This is a genomic window from Stygiolobus sp. CP859M, assembly GCF_037389975.1.
Lineage (GTDB): Archaea > Thermoproteota > Thermoprotei_A > Sulfolobales > Sulfolobaceae > Stygiolobus.
In genome coordinates this window covers 111,035-130,298 of record NZ_JBBHKS010000017.1, presented here as the reverse complement: position 1 = coordinate 130,298, position 19,264 = coordinate 111,035, and the positions used below count along the sequence as shown (strand labels likewise).

Genomic DNA, 19,264 nt, shown 5'->3' with positions numbered 1-19,264 from the left:
TTGTGAAAATATTAATCATAGGAAGAGGAATAACTGGTAGCACATTATATTATCTATTCAGGGAAAAAGGACACCAAGTCTACGTAATAGAGTCGGGCTTTAGGAAATTTTATCCTACCCTGATTCATTCTTTATTACTTCGTGGGAAGGACATAGATTTAGCTTTAGATTCACTGGATTTCTATCGATCTCATAACGTACCTTTGTTTTCGTATCCCTCTTATACTATAGGGAAAATACCTTCAGAGGTATTCGACGATTGGTTAACGAGGGGCTTTGAAGTTAGAGAATTATACGTGGACTGGTTGAATACCTCAGCCATAGAGGGTAAGAAGACTGACAGACTTGTTGGTGTCAAAAACTTCGTAGACTCTGTCCCTTATTCTTATGGTAATGCATATGTGGACGCTAAGGGTAGGATTTTCGTTAACAAAGAGAAAGAGGTTAGTGGGAAATTTGACATCATAATATTATCTTCTGGTGCATGGAACTCGGTATCTACAAGTTTTAAACTTCCTCTTAAGAGCTACTATTGTTGGGCTTGGGCTGTTCTTACTCCAAAAAGAGAGTTAGATAAAGTATTCATATACGACTACGAACTCGGGTTTTATTCGAGACCGGTACTAGGAATTGGTTCTTTCCTTACCATAATAGGAGACGGCGATACCATTGAGTGTTCTCCATTTACACCACAAGCTGGTGACAAAAGGGCCGTAGAAGCTGCGGGTAAAAGGTTAGGACCCCTTGTACCGTTCTATAAAGGGGAAGGTTACTGTGAGGGAACTCCAGATATGAGACCAGTTTACGGTCAACTCACCGATAAGATATATTACATAGGGGGCCTTAACGGATACGGAGCAGAGGTAGGTCCAGGGCTGGCGAGGCTCCTCTTCCGTTTCATTATACAGGGGGAGGAAGACAAGGATTATTCCGCGTCCAGATTTAACGGAGTAACAGAATTTAAGATAAGTAAAGAGCCTCATGAATTCTAACTTCTATATATGTCAAGGTGTTTTTTTATCAACTCCTCATCCTTTAGTTCTTCTTCGTTTACTTCTAAATGGAGCCTTTGTCTTTCTTCACAGCCTTCACAGTCATATACTACCCACGCGTTTAAGAACTGCTCCCCGTAATAAAATTCCATAGCTCTCCAACCGTAGTTTTTTAAGAGTTCTTTAACTACTTTTAATCTCGTTGTAGGAAAAGCTACAAATTTCTTCATTTTGATGTAGTAGGGCTTCAGCGTCAACAAATAGTACCCGTTTACTAATACAGAAGTAGGAGTGTGAAACTCATCGAGATCACTAACTTTTACTAACTCTACTTTTCCCTTGGTATCTAGATAAACGGCTACGTTTCTGTAATCTTCAAACATGTCCCTTAGGTAATGCCAAGGAGGTGCAGGAGAGCCTAATATCCAGCTTAACATAATAACTCTTTATATACCCAGTGTGATAAATTTGATTCTAAATAATGATGATGTGACGGTTTACAGAGCTGATGAAGACCGCTTCCCTGACTGAGAGAGGGTTGGATATGAAAATGGATTACGTTAGGGATATTACCTCAGTTCAGAAGAAGGTAATTGATAAGTATGGTACTCTTTATGGTCTTGACGATATTGTGAAGAAAATTATTGGTCTTCATAGGACTGGAGTATTGAATATAAATCACTCCGTTTTAGAGATCATATTGGCCGCCCACCTCTTAAATCAAGGGTTTAAAGTTTATGCGGAAGTAGAAGTAGCGGGTGGTATAGTAGATATATATGCAATAAAGGGAATAGATATTTCAATTGAAGTCGAAACAGGTTACGTACCTCCCACCAACGCTATTTCAGCTGAGGAATTTCTTATGGGTAGATTAGCATTGAAAACAGCTAGGTATAGCAATGTTGGTCACGAGTTTTATATAGCCGTTCCTTCCTTTTACATACCCCCAATTCCAGAGCCACTATTAATCCCTCCAGAAGAAAGGAAGGAGGACGATATCAGGAAAGTAATGTTCTTAATAAGGAAATACAGTAAATCTCCTGATGTAACTCTTGACGACGTTAAGACGAGTAAGATTAACGGTATAATAACTATAAACACTAAATCATTAGACGTAAAAGTGATTGATATAAAGAATTTCTCCACGTTAAAACACTTTTATAGCCAAGTATAAGAAGGCAAAGGATATAAAAGGCACTCCTATGTTATCGTCCAAAAAAGGCGCGATCTCAACTAGCGTAGCTATTACTCCAGATATTGCACCGTATATACCGAAAAAGTAATAACCCAGAGGAACACACACGATAGCCATTCCTACACTTCCCCAAAGTCCCTTCACTCTCCTCTTGTACACGTAATTGCGGATAATTCCAGTTACACCGTCTCCGAAAGACATGTAATAAATTGGTAACAAGGGAATGAATACGTCTTTAGTTAACCAGTAATCGTGATCGAGAAATTCCATAATCAAGAGTAATGTTCCGAAAGAGAGAGTATAGTAAACTTCGCCTCTATTTCCTTCATCCTGAAACCAGTTAAGGTAGTTTTTCTTCGCTCTGTGAAATATTAAGTATGCCATCAGAACGTAAGATGCTATAATAGGGACAAGTGGAGAGGTGAAAACAAAAGGTGCAAGTACGGCTACAACACCTCCTCCTAACATGTGTATTACTTTTCTAGCAACATAGGTCGTTGTAATTTTGCTAATGAGTTTTGATATGTAAAGAGTGACAGTAGCTACCCATATTGTTAATGCAATACCCCATTCAACGTCTCTTATCGTTAATAACATCAATAATGAAAGCTGTTACATTAAATTATAAGTTCAGCTATTCTTACTTGTGCAAGTCTTTTTGTATAAGAGGATTGGAGATTACCTATTACCTTCCCAAGAAGGAGACGTCATAGTAATAGTAAGTAACTTTCTTATCAAGGTTTACGATCGTAATAGCGGTTTAGAACTAAAAGATGTGAAGTTCAAGTTATTTGGAAACGAAATACCCCACCTGAATAAATTAAAAGAACTCGAGAAAGCTACGGGATTCGATGTTGACGAAAATTATGCCTTAGCTTTTCCTGATCCTAAGATAAGAATACTAAAACTGAATCAACTTGCCGGTTACGTATTTGAGGAATATGTATATTCCGTCTTATCCTCTTACTTTAACGTTAAGAGGTACAAAAACTCGGGAATTATGTCATTACCCAAACTGGGTTTAACATTCCATAATACCCCGGACATGTTAGTTGAAGATAAGGTAGTGGTAGAAGCAAAGGTGGGACTTTACGAGTTAGAACAAATTAGGGACTACGAGAGAAGATATTCGAAAGGTGTTATAGTTTTCCCTTGGGCTGGCAAATGCAAGACCTCAAGGTGGGTTTGTTTTAACTACTTTTTAAAGGACTATGAGAGGGTAGTGAGATATATAAGGGGTTTAATTAGTTAAGTAAATATCTACCTATGCTAATAGGTGAATTTTTAAATTCAGTAAGTAAAGAGAGGGTATGGAAATAGGTACGCCTCTTCTCGAAGGTGCAAAAAAACTCCTCTGGCTTGGCGGAGGAGAACTGGGTAAAGAAATGGTGATAGAAGCCCAGAGGATGGGTTTAGAGACCGTAGTAGTGGACAGATATGATATGGCACCTGCGATGCATGTGGCTCACAGAAAGTATGTAGTGAACATGTTAGATGGTAATGCAATAAGGAGTATAATTAAAAAAGAACATCCAGACGCTATAATTACTGAAATAGAGGCAATTAATACTGACGCATTGCTGGATCTAGAACAAGAGGGTTTTAGAGTAATTCCTAACGCTAGAGCCGTGAAGATCTGTATGAACAGACTAGACCTTAGAATGTTGGCTGCTGAGAAGGTAAAAGTGCCTACTACTGCTTATGCCTTTGCCGAGACGTCAGAGGAGGTTAAAAAAGCCTGTAAGGACATAGGCTATCCATGTATAATAAAACCTGAGATGAGCTCAAGCGGGCATGGTCATGAAGTAATATATAGTGAATCTGAAGTCGAGGAAAAGTTTAAGGAGGCATTAACTCATGCCAGAGGAAAAAGTAGTAAAGTTATAGTCGAGGAGTTCATAAACATTGATAGAGAGCTTACAGTACTTACATATAGGTACCCATTGATTGACGGTGGAGTTCAGACGAAGACTTTACCTCCGATAGAACATCAGAGACCTAAAGACGTATATTACTACGTTGAATCATGGCATCCCTCAACTGTTCCAGAGGACGTAGCAGCCAGAGCTAGAGAATATGCAATGAGAGTTGTTGACGAGCTAGGCGGTTTCGGTATATTCGGTGTAGAGATACTTATTAGCGGTAATAGAGTTCTCTTCAGTGAAGTATCTCCAAGACCCCATGATACTGGGCTAGTGACGATGGCAAGCCTAGATATTAACGAGTTTCAAATCCACGTGAGAAGTGCAATAGGACTTCCAACTCCAGAGGTCAAGTTAGTAACACCTGCAGCAGCTCACGTTATTTTGGCTAATAATGAAAAGTGGGACCCTAAATTCATTAATGTGGAGAAAGCTCTAGAAATTCCTGGTGTTCAAATAAGACTCTTCGGAAAACCCTCTACTTACTATAAGAGGAGAATGGGCGTTGTCCTAGCTACTGGTAAGGATGTAGAGGAGGCTAAAGAGAAAGTTAGAAAGGCTTCGTCACTTATACTAGTATCATAATCCATGAATTTTCTTTATTTTTTCTACTATCTCCTCTACTCTTTTCTTCACGAATTCTGATGAGGCTAAGTAACAACAATCCTCAAGTTCCAAGAACTCCGTGAAGTCTAAATTTGCTAACTCCGCTGTAGATAATGCCCATATTTTTGCCGTTGACTCGTAATTATAACCTCCACCTCCGGTCATAACAATCTTAGCATCATAATCATGAGCAAGCTTGTGGAGAGTTCTAATCAAGTCTAAATAACCTTTGTTAGATAGTTTTAACTCAACTAAAGGATCAGTAAAGTGCGAGTCTCCCCCGTTCAGGATTACAATTAGATCCGGTTTATACCCATTTAGCTTAGGTACCACAACTTGGTTGAATGCATATAAATACATATCGTCTGCAGTCCCGGGTGGTAGAGGAATATTCATAGTCAACCCTTTTGCATCTCCTTCTCCTATTTCGTCAACGTCTCCAGAACCGGGGAAGAAGCCCTTATGGTACATGTGAAGGGATATTTTAAGGACTTTAGGATCATTTGCAAGAAGTATCTGTGTCCCATCACCATGATGACCGTCTATATCTACTAGAGCTATTCTGTTGAATTTTTCCTCGGCTATTTTTATCCCTAAGGCTACATCATTAAATACACAAAATCCGGAAGCTGAAGTGTATTTCGCGTGGTGGAATCCTCCGCCTATATTTATCGTGTGATCATATCTATCAAGTAATTTTACGGCGGTCACAGTACCACTAACCCTAACCAAAGCGGATTCAAATATACCTTTAAATGCCGGTGTATCACCGTCATCTAAATATCCTCTTCCTTCTTCACTCTTTTTCTTCACAAACTCAACATATTCCTTTGAGTGAACTTTGTACAACAATTCCTCGGGTATAATGTCCGGTTTTACGAGATCTATATAGTGAAATGCACCTCTTTCTTCAAGTATTTTTTTCGTCATTGATTCACGGAGTGATTTGAAAGGATGAATCCCAGGGAAAGAATAGTCCAAATAACGATCATCCCATACGAATGCCGTCTTGTGCATTACAATTATCTACGTTGAAAAACTATATAAGTGTAGAACTGGATTTTTCCATGATGAGTATAAAAGAATTAATCGAGGAACCGAAGGTAGTAGCAACTTACAACGATAGGATAAGGGAAATAGTAAGTAAGATGAGGGAAAATAATCAGTGGGTAGTACCCGTAATTAGAGAGAAAGAAGTCGTGGGGATTTTAAGTTATAATGATCTCCTAAGAAAAAGGATCAGTCCCGAGTCTAAAGTAATAAACCTTATGAGTCCTTTACTTTCGGTAAGCGAAAAAGACGATATTCAGAAAGTAGTGGCTAAGTTCTACACGGCTAAGGCTAGGGCTATTCCAGTTGTTGATGATAAGAAAAGATTAGTGGGTATAATCACTAGGGAGAGATTACTCTCATATTTCTTAGGTAGTGGTGACTTTGCGAAAGCAAAGGTTAGAGAATACATGAACTCACCAGTTATAACTGTTAATGCTGAAGATTCGGTAGCAAGAGCTAGATGGCTTATGAGTAATAACAACGTGACTAAGTTACCAGTAGTGGAAGAAAAGAAAGTTTCTGGAATCATTTCCGCTAAGGATATTGTAGATAGGCTTTACAGTAGTGGGGGTAAGAAAAAATCCTCAATCCTCACAGAGGAAGAGAGGTTGATGGCATTACCCGTAAAGGAGATAATGAATTACCCAGTTATAACCGCAAAAGGTGACGATATTGTAGAAAAGGCTATAGAGACAATGTTGTCTAAGAAGATATCTGGAATGCCGGTTCTAGAAGGGGAATATTTAGTAGGTATGTTTAGTGGTATTGACGCAATAGCCATCATCGCTAAAAAGTATCAGATGGAGATACCTATTGAGGCAAGATTGACAAGTGAATTAAAACAAGGGAATATGAAAGCTCTCATAGATGGTATATTAGAGAGGTACCTTTCGAGATTAGAGAAACTCACGGACATTATAAACTTTAAAGTGACGTTTAAAGAGGAGTCCAAGAGTGAAGGTAAGAAGCTATATCAAGTAACAGCTAGAGCTGTAACAAAAGTAGGCGACTTCGTAACTAAGGACAGTGATTGGGATCCGGTAACTGCCGTAAGAAAAGCAGTTGAAAGGTTAGAAGAAAGAGTTCAGAAGGAATTAAGAAAAATGGAGACCACTAGAAGGAAACCAAAGGCAGAGGAGAGTTGAAATTTGCAATAGTTCAGCCTACTAGTACTTTCTCAGCAGTACAACTTACTGAGGAAGCACTGAAGGCGGGAGCAGAAATAGTGTTGTTGCCTGAGAAATGGACTAAGCACTTAGACGATGTACCTTTAGTGGATTTCCAACGACTTGCTAAAAAGTACACGTCTTATGTGATACCTGGAGCCGTAGAAGACGGTGTCTCAATTATTTCACCTGTCATAGACCCTAACGGTGAAGTAAAAGGAATAGCTAAAAAGATACATCTTTATGAAGACGAAAAAAACAGACTTTTTCCCGGGTCTTCGACGATTATATTTACATATAGAGGTGTAAAAATAGGTATAGTCATATGCTACGACGTTGACTTTCCTGAAGTAATAAGGCAGATGTTCGTAAAGGGCGTCGAAGTAGTGCTAGTTCCATCGAAGATTCCTCAGGATGGGTTGGAACTTTGGAGGGATTATCTTAGAGTTAGAGTACTCGAAAATAGATTAGCAATTGTCAACGCTAACGCTTTACAGTTACCAGAATACCCAGGCGAAAGTGTGGTATATGTTCCCGTGAAAAGAGGTAAATATGTATACGCTGAAAAAGTTGCAGAAATGGGGTCTTCTGAAAACTTCCTGTTAGTTGACATAAACCCGCTTCATTATATGGATTTAAGAGTAAACAGACTAAAGGAGTACTCTAATTTTGAAATAAACGAAATTTGAATTCTCTAGAGATATAATCATTAAAAAATAAAAACTATTTAGGATTTAATTGAATTTTCAACTATCTTCAGTGAATGTGTCTGGCGAATTATCAGTTGATGGCGAATTATCCTGTGAATGGTCGTGTCCATGGTCGTGGTCTCCATGAGGATGAATTAATAGTAGAGGCTCGTTATTTACACGCAAGTCTCCGTGTGGGTTATCAGCCACTTTGTAATGTATCGTTATTATTACATTATACTTACCGGCTGTTAAGTTGAGTTCCTGATCGTCATGATGTAAAGTTAAAGTTAATGTAGTGTTTCCGATGTTTATCGTGACATTGAACGAGGAGAACACTTTAGACAGTTTTTCTGTGTGTAATAGCTCTATTTCATAAGTTCCATTAGATGAAATTACAAGAGTAGCGTTTGCAGATACTGTTCCCGTTTCACCAGCTGTTATATTGCCTAGATTTATGTATGCAGGAATTATTTCAGTATTATTATTACTATTATTATTAGTTTGTATTACGTTATATGATATATATGATAGCGGTCCGTAGCCATGCATTCCAGCTAGCATTACACCAGTCGCTGCGGCACTTGTCACTATTAGTAGTAAGAGGAGTAGTGGTTTCATTTTTGGTCATAACATACTTCGTGTTTCACCCTTATTAGGATGTCATAGGTTAAAAACTGTTTCATAGTGTTTCAGATACAGAAATAATATATTTTTCCGCTATGAGAGTTTGGTGTGAAATCATTAAGTGTTTTAAGCTCAAAAAATGAAATTAAAAATTTAGTTGAGAAAACTATTGAATTTTCAAATAAATTAGATTTACAGCCAATTATTACATTTTATCTTGAGGATAGATTGTTACGAAATTTAATCAAAAAATTAGATAATAAACTCGGTAAATTATTTCAGGAAAATAAATTCAATAGAGAAAAGTTTATTCAAGAAGCAGTTAAAATTCTAGTTGAAGACGAACAAAAGCTAACAAGTGTAAAAGATAAAATAATAAACAAAAAATATATTCAATATATTTATTATGCAGTTCCAATAGATAATGTGGAAGTCACAATTGTGAGAAATAATTGGGTTCCACCTAGAGCTATAATCCTCAGAGGTAAAGTTAGATTCACCTTTATGCCCCATACTACCTTTAGTGAACTTGAACAGAAAATAAACACTCAGAATGAGGACGACACAATAGTTGAATTCGAAAATGGAGTAGTGATTAACTATGAAAGGAAGAGAAACATATTTACCGATTTTCGTAACACTTCTGAAGTTCTTCAGTCTAAGGAGCAAGTGATTGTCAATCTAGCCCCAACCTTAGATACATATCTTCTCGCAGCAGTAATTGCAAACAACGTATATCCGTGGATTAATAGAGTGAAAATTACACGTAATGGAGAAAACCTAGAATACGAGATCATATCAGGGAAGGCAAGTAAGGAAGAAGTGATTAACGGGAATACAATCGATCCTCAGAGTAAGGCTGAACTATTCTACGATTATAAGGTCGATAAAAAACTTGACGCAGAGTCTATAATAAACGGTATCATTTACAAATTACCCGGTATATAGTATTTCCTTGTCAATAGGTACACTTCTTATTTTCTTACTTGTTAGGTCTTCAACTGCACTCGTAATTGCAGCAGCTGCTACTCCCACTGGGATCTCTCCTATACCTTTTGCACCTAACGGAGTATAAGGTGATGGTGTTGGAACTATATTAATCTCAAATTCTGGCAAATCTAACGCTGACGGAAGTCCGTAATCTATTAATGAAGTAGTGAGTAATTCACCTTGTTTCCCGTACTTGTATGCCTCATATAACGCAAGCGAAACCCCAATAGCCGAACCTCCTATTACTTGCTCTTTAACTAACTCTTCGTCAATAGGGGTACCCGGGTCTATATATACTATCAATTTTACTGGTTTAATTAGCCCAGTTTCCCTATCCACTTTAACAACTGCTATATCACATGCGAACGGATAAGCTGTAAATCTGTACTTCCCTTGGTGGTTAAATGTGTACGTTACCTCTGTTCCATCAAACTTGGAAATGTGTAGCCTATCTCCGTTTTTAGTGATGAAGTAACCATTTGAGAACTCGACTTCCTCTCCGTACTCCTTCCTTATCCTTTGGGAAATCACCTTTACCAGCTCCTCAACAGCGCCCTTTATTGCACCAGCCATAAAGACTGCCATCCTGCTTCCTCCGGGGCCAAATGAAGGGGGAGAGGAGTCGCTGTCAATCGTTTCTACGGTAACTAGTTCTGCTGGTATACCTAAAAACTGTGAGACTAGCTTTACAGCCGTATGTTCGTTCCCTTGTCCTTCCGGACTGTAACCGACTTTTACGACTACTTTACCGTTTCTGACCTCCATCTTAACACCTTCTGTTCCTGATGGAGTGCTAGGATCGGTAGAACAAGCCAACCCAATACCGTAACCCTTCTCTCTTAAGTTCCATAAGTCAGTTCTTTCGAGGGCTAAAGATAACAGTCTATTCGGATCTCCTGAGTCATATAGGGTGTAAGGAGCCTCATATGGGAAACTGTCGATGAAGTTCTTCTTTCTGATGTCGCTCTTGCTTATTCCAAGCTCTTCCGCTAATGTGTCCATTATCCTTTCTAAAGCCCAAGTGTGGGGTGGGGTGCCAGCTCCTCTAAATGCTCCTGGCGGATTTTTGTTAGTTGCTATAAGTTTAGCACTGTATCTGATGTTTCTTATTTTGTAAGGCCCAGCTAAAATACCAGAAGGCTTGAAAGCTTGTCCGTTATACAAGCTAGCACCTATGTCTTCAAACACGGTAAAGTCTAACCCCGTTATTAACCCGTTCTCTTCATAGTATACTTTTATTTTGAAAGTCCTTTCTGGTCCTGAACTGTTAGATGCCTTTAAGTGCTCAGTTCTGGTCTCTATCCATTTTATAGGTACGTTAAATTTAGCCGAAGCCTGGACTAGTACGGAAATGTAAGGTGCTAATGAAAACTTTGAGCCAAAACTACCTCCGGCCCTGAGAGGTACTAGTTTGACTTTTCTTCCGCTTGTTTTGCTAATTTCTTCAGCCAAAAATTTTGGAGCTTGAGCATTAGAGTAAACAGTTCCGTCTGGGTACACTATTGCACCAAAGGTCTCTATAGGGTTTCCCGAAGACCTAGACCAATAAAGGTCTAAATCTAACTCCTTGTCGCCAAAAGGAATAGTGCCGTATTCCAAAGTCTTTTCGTATACCACATTAGTCTTGAGCTCCTCGAAAACCAGTACTTCATTCTTTAACGCTTCCTCTACATTAGAAACCGGTTGTAAAACTTCATAGTCAATGTTAACCAAGTCCGCAAGGTCTTGTGCTTTATAGGGATCTTCGGCTATGATAAGTGCTATAGGCTCTCCTTCGTATCTTACTTTGTTGAAAGCCAAGGGTAGAGTCAAGAGTGCAGAGCCTTCATTCTCTCCTTTTTCGCCTTTACTAAAATAGAGATCTTTTGCAGTAAATACGAGCCCTCCTTTCCTTATCACTTCCTCTGTATCTATCTTGAGAATTCTGGCATGGGGATATGGACTCCTTACGAAAACACCGAAATAACCTTTATACGGTATATCGTCTACGTAATTTCCTTTTCCTGTAAGCAAATCTAATACGTCGTTTCGTCTCATGTGTAAGTAAATGTGCTAATGTATTTAAAGCATTGTTTTAATCGATCTATTCCACACGAGATAAATAGAATTATTTAAAGAATTTTTATTTTTCAACAATTGTTTAGTTTGATTTACAAAATTATTTATATTCTGGAATATCGATACTATAAGATGGTATGAGATTAACATGGATGATTGGAGGAGCACAAGGTACTGGGATTGATACATCTGCTACTGTTTTCGGTAATGCCATAGCCTCAGCTGGGTATTATGTATTCGGAAACAGAGAGTATTATTCTAACATAAAAGGTAGGCATAGTTACTTCACGCTAACGATTTCAGATAAGAGAGTAAAGAGCAATACACAAAAGGTAGATATCCTTGTATCCTTTGACGCGGAAACAATATTTCATCACTTTACAGACGTTACATCTTATTTGATATACAATAAGTCCGTAGAAAATGTTAAGTTAGATTCTATTCAGGCAATGGAGGAAGAAACTAAGGATAGAATAAGAAGGTCTCTTCGCATAGACTCTCAAGAAGTGACAGTATATTCTGTTCTTAAGGTAGCCCAAGAAAAAGGAGTTAAGTTAATACCAGTGAATTATGAAGAGATAACTAAGAAAATCGCCGACGAGTTTAAGCTTCCCTTATCTGTTGTAGAGAGGGTCAAAAACACTATAGGAATAGCTGTTTCTTACAAGCTCTTGGGATTAGAACAAGAGATTTTAATCAAAGCGAGTGATAGAACGTTTAAGCAGGAGCTTTTTAGGAAATTAAACGCAAGAGCTATAGAGGAAGGTTCTTCGCTAACAGACTCGGTCTATAACCTTAGAACGTTGAAGACCAATAGTGAGAGATATTGGTTGGATGGGAACACAGCAGTGGCAATAGGAAAAATATACGGTGGCCTCAGATTCCAGTCATATTATCCTATTACCCCTGCCTCGGATGAAAGCACGTTTATAGAAGCTCATCAAGAGGTTCTGATGACAGATCCAAAGACTGGCGATAAAATTAAAGGTACTGTAGTAGTTGTCCAGGCTGAAGACGAAATATCCGCGGTTAACATGGCAATAGGGGCTGCATTAGCAGGTGTAAGATCAGCAACTGCAACGTCTGGGCCAGGATTCTCATTAATGATTGAGGGTTTAGGATGGGCAGGGATGAATGAAGTGCCCGTTGTTATCACCTATTATATAAGAGGTGGTCCCTCTACGGGATTGCCTACAAGAACCGGTCAATCGGATCTCCTATTCCCAATGTTTGCGGGACACGGCGAATTCCCAAAAATAATAATAGCTTCTGGAGACCACGCGGAAGCGTTTAGGGACGCGATATGGGCTTTAAATCTGGCAGAAAGGTATCAAACTCCCGTTATACACCTTATAGAGAAAACTCTAGCTAACTCCTATTCTACAATACCTAGGGAGGAACTTAAGTTAGAAGAGCTAAAAGCAGATAGGGGTAAGATAGTATATAGAGCAGACCCCACATATCGTAGGTTTGTGTTGACATCTGACGGAATATCAACGAGAGCGCCTTTAGGAGGAGCTCTCATGTATTATACAGGAGACGAACATAACGAGATGGGTCACATATCTGAAGACCCTGAGAACAGATTATTCATGTATGAGAAAAGGATGAAAAAACTCGAGACAGCAGACCGGGAAATTCCAGAAGAGTCTAGAGTTAAGGTATTCGGAGATACTGATTCCAAGAACGTCATAGTTACATGGGGATTTGCGGGTTCAGTCCTTGAAGACGTAATCAACGAGAGTAGCATTGACGCTCTGATATTACAACTCAGAATGTTCTCTCCTTTCCCTACAAAGCTTGTATCAAATATGCTCAGTAATAAGGAAAAAATAATTGCTGTTGAAGGAAATTACTTAGCTCAAGCCTCAAAACTCATAACAATGTTTACTGGAATTATGCCTACTAACTATATTTTGAAGTGGAATGGAAGGCCGTTCCTGAAGGACGAGTTAGAAAGTGCGTTAAGGCAAACCATTAAAGAGGACGTTAAAAAGGTGGTTTTAAATGGAGGCGCTTAAACAGTTCAAACCTGAGTGGAGTGACTGGTGTCCAGGTTGCGGTAATTTTGGCATACTTAGTGCTGAACAGCAAGCAATAATGGAGCTAGGACTAAATTTAGAAAGGGTTGTAATCGTATCTGGAATCGGATGTTCTGGTAAACTACCGCACTTCATGAGGTTACCAATCTCTGGAGTCCATACTCTACATGGTAGAGCAATAGCATTTGCAACTGGAATCAAGCTTGCTAATCCTTCGCTGGAAGTAATAGTGAATGGCGGAGACGGGGACTTACTGGGAATAGGAGTCGGTCATTTTGTTTCAGCAGGAAGAAGAAATATCGATATTACGGTAATAATTCACGATAACGGCGTTTATGGTCTCACAAAAGGGCAAGCCTCTCCTACACTTCTGAGAGGAATAAAGACTAAGTCGTTACCTAAGCCCAATATTAACGATGCAATTAACCCTCTATCCCTGGCATTATCCTCTGGGTACACCTTCGTGGCTAGGGGATACGCCTATGACGTTAAACACCTCAAAGAATTGATAAAGATGGCTATAAAGCACAAGGGTTTAGCAGTAATAGATGTACTTCAACCTTGTCCAACATATAATGATATAAACACTAAGGAATGGTACGACAAAAGGGTGTATAAACTCGAGGAACAGTCTGACTGGGATCCAGTAGCGAGGAATGAGAACGAGGTCAAGGATAAGCTAAAGAAAGCATTAGAGAAGAGTCTAGAGTGGGGAGATAGGATACCCATTGGAGTATTCTATAAGAATGAAACAATCCCATCTTTTGAGGAAAGAATTAGCCAAACTGCACCTTCTTACTATCAGTATTACCCCTCCTCTCAACCAATTGATATAGACGGTAAATTAAATACCCTTATAGACGAGATCCTGAAAGAGAAGAAAGTAGAGAATTAGATCTCAAGTTTTCCGTTTTTTAAATAGATTTTTTTGAAAGTAGGCGGCAAGTTTGTTAAGTCTTTCTGTGAGGCGATCATGACACAGCACCAGTCCTTATATTCCCATGGATCTTGATCTCTAAGGAAAAACGACTTTAACCTATCTGGAACGGAGCTTTCAAGAATCTTATAGTCTTGAAAGGTTGAATAAACAGCGTAAATGTTATCAGCTTGTATTTCTTTGTCTAATACTCTCCATACTACCGGTCTTGCCTTGACTTTCTCCCAAGGTTCAACTACTTCTCCGACCTTAAACCCTGCTGGAGCTGTGCCTACTACTTCTAATATTTCTTTCATTTCAACTTTTCCTTCACTATCAATAATTACTAGCGTATCGCCTTTCGGATAATAGAAGTAGTACTTGTTAGATGCAAAACCTAGTAGGACTACAAAAATCTTCTCGCCGTTATAATTTAAGAAGTACTCTTCAACAGTCAAAAGCTATACCCGAGCATAAAACGTGATTTGGATCTAATGAATTTTTCAGTAACCTTAGAGAGGTATAAGAATAACCCAAACAATCCTCACCATCTCTACACCCCTTTTCGATCACTACAGTGTAATCCTCACTGCGTAATGAAAGAGCTTTTTCGTCACACGTTCTAACATATCCACTTCCGTAAAACGCTATCCCAGAGGAGAATTTTTTTAAAAGTTGTAATTCTTCACCTCTGGCTGTAACTACCCCGTAGATCCTCTCGCAATTCATACCCGTTGGTAAAATGCCTTCTATTACTTCTGAGTTTTTTGAGATCTTTTCAATATAACTTGAAAATCCTGCAAAAATTGCATAGGTGGAGATCTTCGAAGAGTCTAGAAAGGACACTATTCCCCATGGGTTTTCTCGTATAATATCTTCCGGTCTGTCGACTTTTATTGATATTATTTTCTCGGGTTTAGGTAAAACTTTGATATAAAGTTCTAGGTAAATACCCAAGGTTCCTAAGGCTCCCGAGAGAGCTTTCCAAATCTTGTAACCGCTGGAGAACTTGGTAGTCTTTCCTCCGCTCTTTATTAATTTACCGTCACCGGTGACTATTTTCGCCCCTAATATCAAGTCTCTAGGATAAGGGTACCATAGGGAGAACGGTGAGGGTAAATTAGTTGATATCAGACCGCCGATAGTACCTTCGTAAAACGCGGGAAAGAACAAGTTGTTACTGGACAGATGTTCTTGAAAATCGTTGAATCTAACCCCGCTTTGAACAGACACGTAGAGGTCAGAAGTGGAGCTTTCCAAGATCTTGTTTAACCTTATAGTGGATATACAAATTTCGAATGGTTTTTCGACTACGTGGTGAGTTCCCAGTCCCAGAACGTGAACTTTCTTACCGCTATTATTAGCGTTTCTTACGATTTCTAAGATCTCTTCATAACTTGTAGGTTCAAACAATTCCTTACATTTCATGATTGTGTATAAACATTTTAAACCATAATAACAATTTAAGCTTGTGCAATTAATTGACGAGCTAAAGCAGATCGTAGGAGAGGAATGGGTGATTTCTTCTGATGAAAAAAGGCTATACGGTTTTGACGGTCTATCCGCTGTTAAGGGAGAACCAGAACTTGTTATTCTACCGGGAAGTGAAGATGAGGTCGTTAAGGTAATAAGGTTGTTAACTTCACGGAGAAAGAAAGTGATAGTCAGAGGTTCAGGTACAAGTCTTAGTGGAGCTACAGTTCCGCTTAATGGTGATGAAGTAGTTGTAGGCTTAAGCAGGATTAACAAAGTATACAGTATACAAGGCTTAGAAATAGAAGTAGGTCCGGGTATAGTTAACGCCATAGTTACTAAAAACGCTCCTTCTCACTTATTTTACGCACCAGACCCTGCAAGTTACCAAGTTTCAAGTATAGGAGGTAATATATCGCATGACTCGGGAGGTATTCATGTTGTTAAGTACGGCCCTACTTACAACAGTGTAATAAGATTAAAGGTAATTTTGCCGAACGGTGAGATTGAGGAATTTAAGCCTTCACCGTTTCTCAACCCTAGTAGTATATTTATAGGGGCAGAGGGCACGCTCGGAGCTATACTTAGAGCTAGACTTAGATTATTTGTGCGACCTAAGGAGAAAAAAAGTGTAATAGCTTCATTTAACTCATTAAGGGATGCGGCGAATACGATAGTGGAGATATTCAGAAGCGGTGTAATACCTTCAGCTTTAGAGATGATGGACAGATACTCGATTATAGCTATAGAAAAGAGCAGATATAAGGCAGGACTGCCAGAGAGTGAAGCACTGCTATTAATAGAGCTTGACGGTTCGCAAGTATCCGAGGAAGAGAGCAGAGTGAAATATGTGATAAATAATAACGGAGGAGAAATAATAAGCACTAAGGAAGAGTCGAAGTATTGGAATGCGAGGAAAGGTGCTTTTCCTGCTATGGGAACTATATCCCCCGCATATATAACTCTGGACTGTAACGTGTTGAGAAGCAATTTGGCTGAAACATTAGAAAAAATCAGGGAGATATCCAGGAAATATAATGTCTATATTGCTAATGTGTTTCATGCAGGGGACGGTAATCTACACCCTCTAATTTCCTATAATCCGGAGGACTCCGATAGCTTTTATAGGGCAGTCAGGGCGAGTGATGAAATAGAAAAGCTAGTGATAAATAACGGTGGTGTGCCTTCAGGTGAACACGGAATAGGGATCGAGAAGGTTAAGTATCTCGGAGTATATTACGACGAGATAAGTTTGAACGTAATGAAGAGGTTAAAAATAACGTTCGATCCGGAAGGTTTGTTCAATCCGTGTAAGATGTTCGGTAATTGTAAAGTAAATTCGAGAGAGTTAAAGGTGTTATGGGAATGGGATTAAAAGAAGAGCTTTCTAAATGTGTGCATTGTGGGTTCTGTCTTGAGGCTTGTCCTACTTACGTAATAACTAGGTCTGAAACTCATTCACCACGCGGTAGAATTACAGCCGTGAAATTAGGTATTAGCAGTGTAGGTCTTAACACTTGTATGTTCTGCAGGAGATGCGAACTTGCATGCCCCAGCGGGGTGAAATACTCAGATATAATAACTTCAGTCCGTAAACCCAATGTAATAGAGAAAGTTTTGGTAAGAATGCTAGAGAGACCCGAGACACTCACTCCCTTTATAAAACCTGTGCTCAGGTTGAACGGCTTTACCCCGCTGAGTTATGAGGAAGAGGATTACGATCTGGTATTGTTCCCGGGATGTATAATGTCCGTAGTCTTTAGGAGTACTGTAGAGAATGCGTTGAGGTTTTTGAAGAATCGTGGGTATAGAGTGAAGATTCTGAACGGTTGTTGTGGATTGGCTCACACTCATGTAGGAGAGACCACGAGGGCTGAAGAGCTAATAAGTAAGCTGAAGGAAATTAAGAAGCCGATAGTTTCTCTTTCATCTAACTGTTCGGCTCATATGAAGGAGAAGGGTTTAAACGTATATGACTTCTCAGAGTTTTTAATCAAGTTCGTTAAGGAATTACCTAAAAAGGATATGGAAGTCACTTTACATCAACCATGCCACGCTCACTTATCAGGGATCGATAAGTATGACAGTCAAGTTTTAGAAATGATGGGGATTAGGATTAGAGAAGCTGAGGAACCGTCCTTCGAATGCGGTGCTGGAGGTGATTACTTTATCTTTAATAAGAATATGGCTAGTCAAGTTATGCAAATTAAGAAGGAGAAGACTCTGAAGAGCGGAGTGAATACAGTAGTCTCTACAAACCCTTCTTGTTCTATTGCTTTCATTAAAATGGGCTTAAACCCAATACATATTGCTGATTTGATTTTTAAATAATGAGTCTTTTTACCTTACTCTTCTCTTATCTGTTTAGACTAAGAAGTATTATGAGAAGAATCGGAATTAAAGACTGTGAAGATAAGAGTCTAGACATGATAATAACAGTCATTAACCAAAAGGGTGGGGTCGGTAAGACTACTACCTCCGTAAATCTCGCTTATTCTTTAGCTAAAACAAAAAACACAGCGTTAATAGATTTGGATCCCGAGGGAGGAGCCACTGTATCCTTCGGAATAAAAAGGGAAAAGAAAGATTATCCCTTAGGAGGTAAAAGCGTAAATATTTTTAACGTTGAGATGTTCCCTGCCCACATTGGGCTATTGAAGGTGGAACTTAACGGAGATATCGAGTCTACAGTCTCTACTCTACGTAAGATAGCCGAATCTTTCGACTACCTAGTTATAGATACACCTCCCAACTTAGGTACGTTGTCAGTATCAGCTATGATGGCGGCAGATAAGATCGTTACGCCGATAACTCCGCAGCCATTAGTGCTCGAGGCGGCAAAAAATCTTGACTCTAGACTCGTAAGTCTTAACAAGAAAGCCTTCGCTGTTACTAACATGAGTAAAAAGGCTGTAAACGTTGATTATTCTGCAGTGAAGAGTATAGATATCACAATACCTCAATCTAAACTATTCTCTGAAGCCACTAGACTTGGCGTTCCGGCAGTCAGGTATGAAGAGTTCAGAGTCAAGAAACCTAAGTTAGGAAGTCTTTACGAAAAGTTAGCTAAGATGGTGATCGAGTGATGAGTGAGTTAGATCTCATAATAAAAAGAAAAAAAAGTGACGTTGAGAGCAATGAGGTAAAAAAGGAAAATTCTGAAACCGAGGTTAAACAACTTGTTGAGACAAAAGATGTAAGTAAAATAGAAGGAAACTCTACAAAAGAATTAAATAGTTCCAACAAGGAAGACAAGTCTCCAGATGTAAAATCCGAGAAGGATAAATCGCTTGTAATAAAGGAGAAAATGAAAGAGTTTATTCAAAAGGATCCTAAGATTGGTGTATGGAGCTATCAGGCATTTTTAGTGCTTCAGTATCTCTATCACACGGTACCTAGCTTTAAAATGAGCAAAGTAGCTAAAGAAGCCCTAGAGAAAGGTCTAAGTGAAATGTATCCTGAACTATTTAAAATCGCAACGGAATTAGCTAAAGAAGAAAAGAAAATTTAAGGGTATTTCGTGCCTCAACACTTA

The 19,264-nt window shown here is 38.9% G+C and carries 20 protein-coding genes; 13 read left to right on the top strand and 7 right to left on the bottom strand.

Annotated features, from left to right (window positions below):
- Window positions 1-2: 2 nt before the first annotated feature.
- Window positions 3-992 carry an FAD-dependent oxidoreductase gene (locus WIW72_RS07710; protein WP_337700219.1) on the top strand — a complete coding sequence of 330 codons (990 nt, stop codon included), beginning with the start codon at window positions 3-5 and terminating at the stop codon, window positions 990-992.
- Here WIW72_RS07710 and WIW72_RS07705 read toward each other — a convergent pair.
- Window positions 989-1,429, bottom strand: a complete 441-nt coding sequence (locus tag WIW72_RS07705) for a hypothetical protein (RefSeq protein ID WP_337700220.1) — start codon at window positions 1,427-1,429, stop codon at window positions 989-991. The two genes, WIW72_RS07710 and WIW72_RS07705, sit on opposite strands and share 4 nt — an antisense overlap.
- Window positions 1,430-1,500: 71 nt before the next feature.
- Here WIW72_RS07705 and WIW72_RS07700 point away from each other — a divergent pair, with 71 nt between their 5' ends.
- Window positions 1,501-2,166 carry a hypothetical protein gene (locus tag WIW72_RS07700; protein ID WP_337700221.1) on the top strand — a complete coding sequence of 222 codons (666 nt, stop codon included), beginning with the start codon at window positions 1,501-1,503 and terminating at the stop codon, window positions 2,164-2,166.
- Here WIW72_RS07700 and WIW72_RS07695 read toward each other — a convergent pair.
- The gene (locus WIW72_RS07695) at window positions 2,140-2,784 is read right to left on the bottom strand and encodes a phosphatidate cytidylyltransferase (protein ID WP_337700223.1); all 645 of its coding nucleotides are present in this window, start codon (window positions 2,782-2,784) and stop codon (window positions 2,140-2,142) included. The two genes, WIW72_RS07700 and WIW72_RS07695, sit on opposite strands and share 27 nt — an antisense overlap.
- A gap of 49 nt (window positions 2,785-2,833) precedes the next feature.
- Here WIW72_RS07695 and WIW72_RS07690 point away from each other — a divergent pair, with 49 nt between their 5' ends.
- Both WIW72_RS07690 and purT read left to right on the top strand, forming a co-directional pair.
- Window positions 2,834-3,439 (top strand): hypothetical protein, encoded by a 606-nt coding sequence (locus WIW72_RS07690; protein WP_337700225.1) that lies wholly within the window; start codon window positions 2,834-2,836, stop codon window positions 3,437-3,439.
- A 58-nt stretch (window positions 3,440-3,497) separates the two neighbouring features.
- A complete protein-coding gene (gene purT / locus WIW72_RS07685; protein ID WP_337700226.1) occupies window positions 3,498-4,694 on the top strand; it encodes a formate-dependent phosphoribosylglycinamide formyltransferase in 1,197 nt (398 codons plus the stop codon).
- Here the strand turns inward: purT and WIW72_RS07680 are convergent.
- Window positions 4,689-5,732 (bottom strand): acetoin utilization protein AcuC, encoded by a 1,044-nt coding sequence (locus tag WIW72_RS07680; RefSeq protein ID WP_337700227.1) that lies wholly within the window; start codon window positions 5,730-5,732, stop codon window positions 4,689-4,691. The two genes, purT and WIW72_RS07680, sit on opposite strands and share 6 nt — an antisense overlap.
- Window positions 5,733-5,782: 50 nt before the next feature.
- On the opposite strand from WIW72_RS07680, the gene WIW72_RS07675 reads away from it, so the two are divergent.
- A complete protein-coding gene (locus WIW72_RS07675; RefSeq protein ID WP_337700528.1) occupies window positions 5,783-6,913 on the top strand; it encodes a CBS domain-containing protein in 1,131 nt (376 codons plus the stop codon).
- Complete coding sequence (locus WIW72_RS07670; protein WP_337700228.1) at window positions 6,910-7,623, top strand: carbon-nitrogen hydrolase family protein; 714 nt, start codon at window positions 6,910-6,912, stop codon at window positions 7,621-7,623. The genes WIW72_RS07675 and WIW72_RS07670 overlap by 4 nt, the downstream gene beginning before the upstream one ends.
- 57 nt (window positions 7,624-7,680) lie before the next feature.
- On the opposite strand, the gene WIW72_RS07665 is transcribed toward WIW72_RS07670, so the two are convergent.
- Window positions 7,681-8,244 carry a hypothetical protein gene (locus tag WIW72_RS07665; RefSeq protein WP_337700230.1) on the bottom strand — a complete coding sequence of 188 codons (564 nt, stop codon included), beginning with the start codon at window positions 8,242-8,244 and terminating at the stop codon, window positions 7,681-7,683.
- A gap of 114 nt (window positions 8,245-8,358) precedes the next feature.
- Here WIW72_RS07665 and WIW72_RS07660 point away from each other — a divergent pair, with 114 nt between their 5' ends.
- Window positions 8,359-9,198: a hypothetical protein gene (locus WIW72_RS07660; RefSeq protein WP_337700231.1), complete on the top strand. Its 840-nt coding sequence runs from the start codon at window positions 8,359-8,361 to the stop codon at window positions 9,196-9,198.
- On the opposite strand, the gene WIW72_RS07655 is transcribed toward WIW72_RS07660, so the two are convergent.
- Window positions 9,184-11,277: a xanthine dehydrogenase family protein molybdopterin-binding subunit gene (locus tag WIW72_RS07655; protein WP_337700232.1), complete on the bottom strand. Its 2,094-nt coding sequence runs from the start codon at window positions 11,275-11,277 to the stop codon at window positions 9,184-9,186. The two genes, WIW72_RS07660 and WIW72_RS07655, sit on opposite strands and share 15 nt — an antisense overlap.
- Before the next feature lie 158 nt (window positions 11,278-11,435).
- On the opposite strand from WIW72_RS07655, the gene WIW72_RS07650 reads away from it, so the two are divergent.
- The gene (locus tag WIW72_RS07650; protein WP_337700233.1) at window positions 11,436-13,319 is read left to right on the top strand and encodes a 2-oxoacid:ferredoxin oxidoreductase subunit alpha; all 1,884 of its coding nucleotides are present in this window, start codon (window positions 11,436-11,438) and stop codon (window positions 13,317-13,319) included.
- Window positions 13,306-14,235 (top strand): 2-oxoacid:ferredoxin oxidoreductase subunit beta, encoded by a 930-nt coding sequence (locus WIW72_RS07645; protein ID WP_337700235.1) that lies wholly within the window; start codon window positions 13,306-13,308, stop codon window positions 14,233-14,235. The genes WIW72_RS07650 and WIW72_RS07645 overlap by 14 nt, the downstream gene beginning before the upstream one ends.
- On the opposite strand, the gene WIW72_RS07640 is transcribed toward WIW72_RS07645, so the two are convergent.
- The gene (locus tag WIW72_RS07640; protein WP_337700237.1) at window positions 14,232-14,714 is read right to left on the bottom strand and encodes a hypothetical protein; all 483 of its coding nucleotides are present in this window, start codon (window positions 14,712-14,714) and stop codon (window positions 14,232-14,234) included. The genes WIW72_RS07645 and WIW72_RS07640 overlap by 4 nt on opposite strands.
- Entirely contained in the window at window positions 14,704-15,684 is a 981-nt protein-coding gene (locus WIW72_RS07635; RefSeq protein ID WP_337700240.1) for an FAD-binding oxidoreductase, read from the bottom strand. Before WIW72_RS07635 ends, WIW72_RS07640 begins: the two co-directional genes overlap by 11 nt.
- Window positions 15,685-15,727: 43 nt before the next feature.
- Between WIW72_RS07635 and WIW72_RS07630 the strand changes: the two genes are divergently transcribed.
- From WIW72_RS07630 to WIW72_RS07615, 4 genes are all read left to right on the top strand, one after another.
- Window positions 15,728-17,104 (top strand): FAD-binding oxidoreductase, encoded by a 1,377-nt coding sequence (locus WIW72_RS07630; protein WP_337700241.1) that lies wholly within the window; start codon window positions 15,728-15,730, stop codon window positions 17,102-17,104.
- Window positions 17,095-18,060: a (Fe-S)-binding protein gene (locus WIW72_RS07625; protein WP_337700243.1), complete on the top strand. Its 966-nt coding sequence runs from the start codon at window positions 17,095-17,097 to the stop codon at window positions 18,058-18,060. The genes WIW72_RS07630 and WIW72_RS07625 overlap by 10 nt, the downstream gene beginning before the upstream one ends.
- A 95-nt stretch (window positions 18,061-18,155) precedes the next feature.
- A complete protein-coding gene (locus WIW72_RS07620; RefSeq protein ID WP_337700244.1) occupies window positions 18,156-18,815 on the top strand; it encodes a ParA family protein in 660 nt (219 codons plus the stop codon).
- Window positions 18,815-19,240, top strand: a complete 426-nt coding sequence (locus WIW72_RS07615) for a hypothetical protein (RefSeq protein WP_337700246.1) — start codon at window positions 18,815-18,817, stop codon at window positions 19,238-19,240. Before WIW72_RS07620 ends, WIW72_RS07615 begins: the two co-directional genes overlap by 1 nt.
- Window positions 19,241-19,264: the final 24 nt, after the last annotated feature.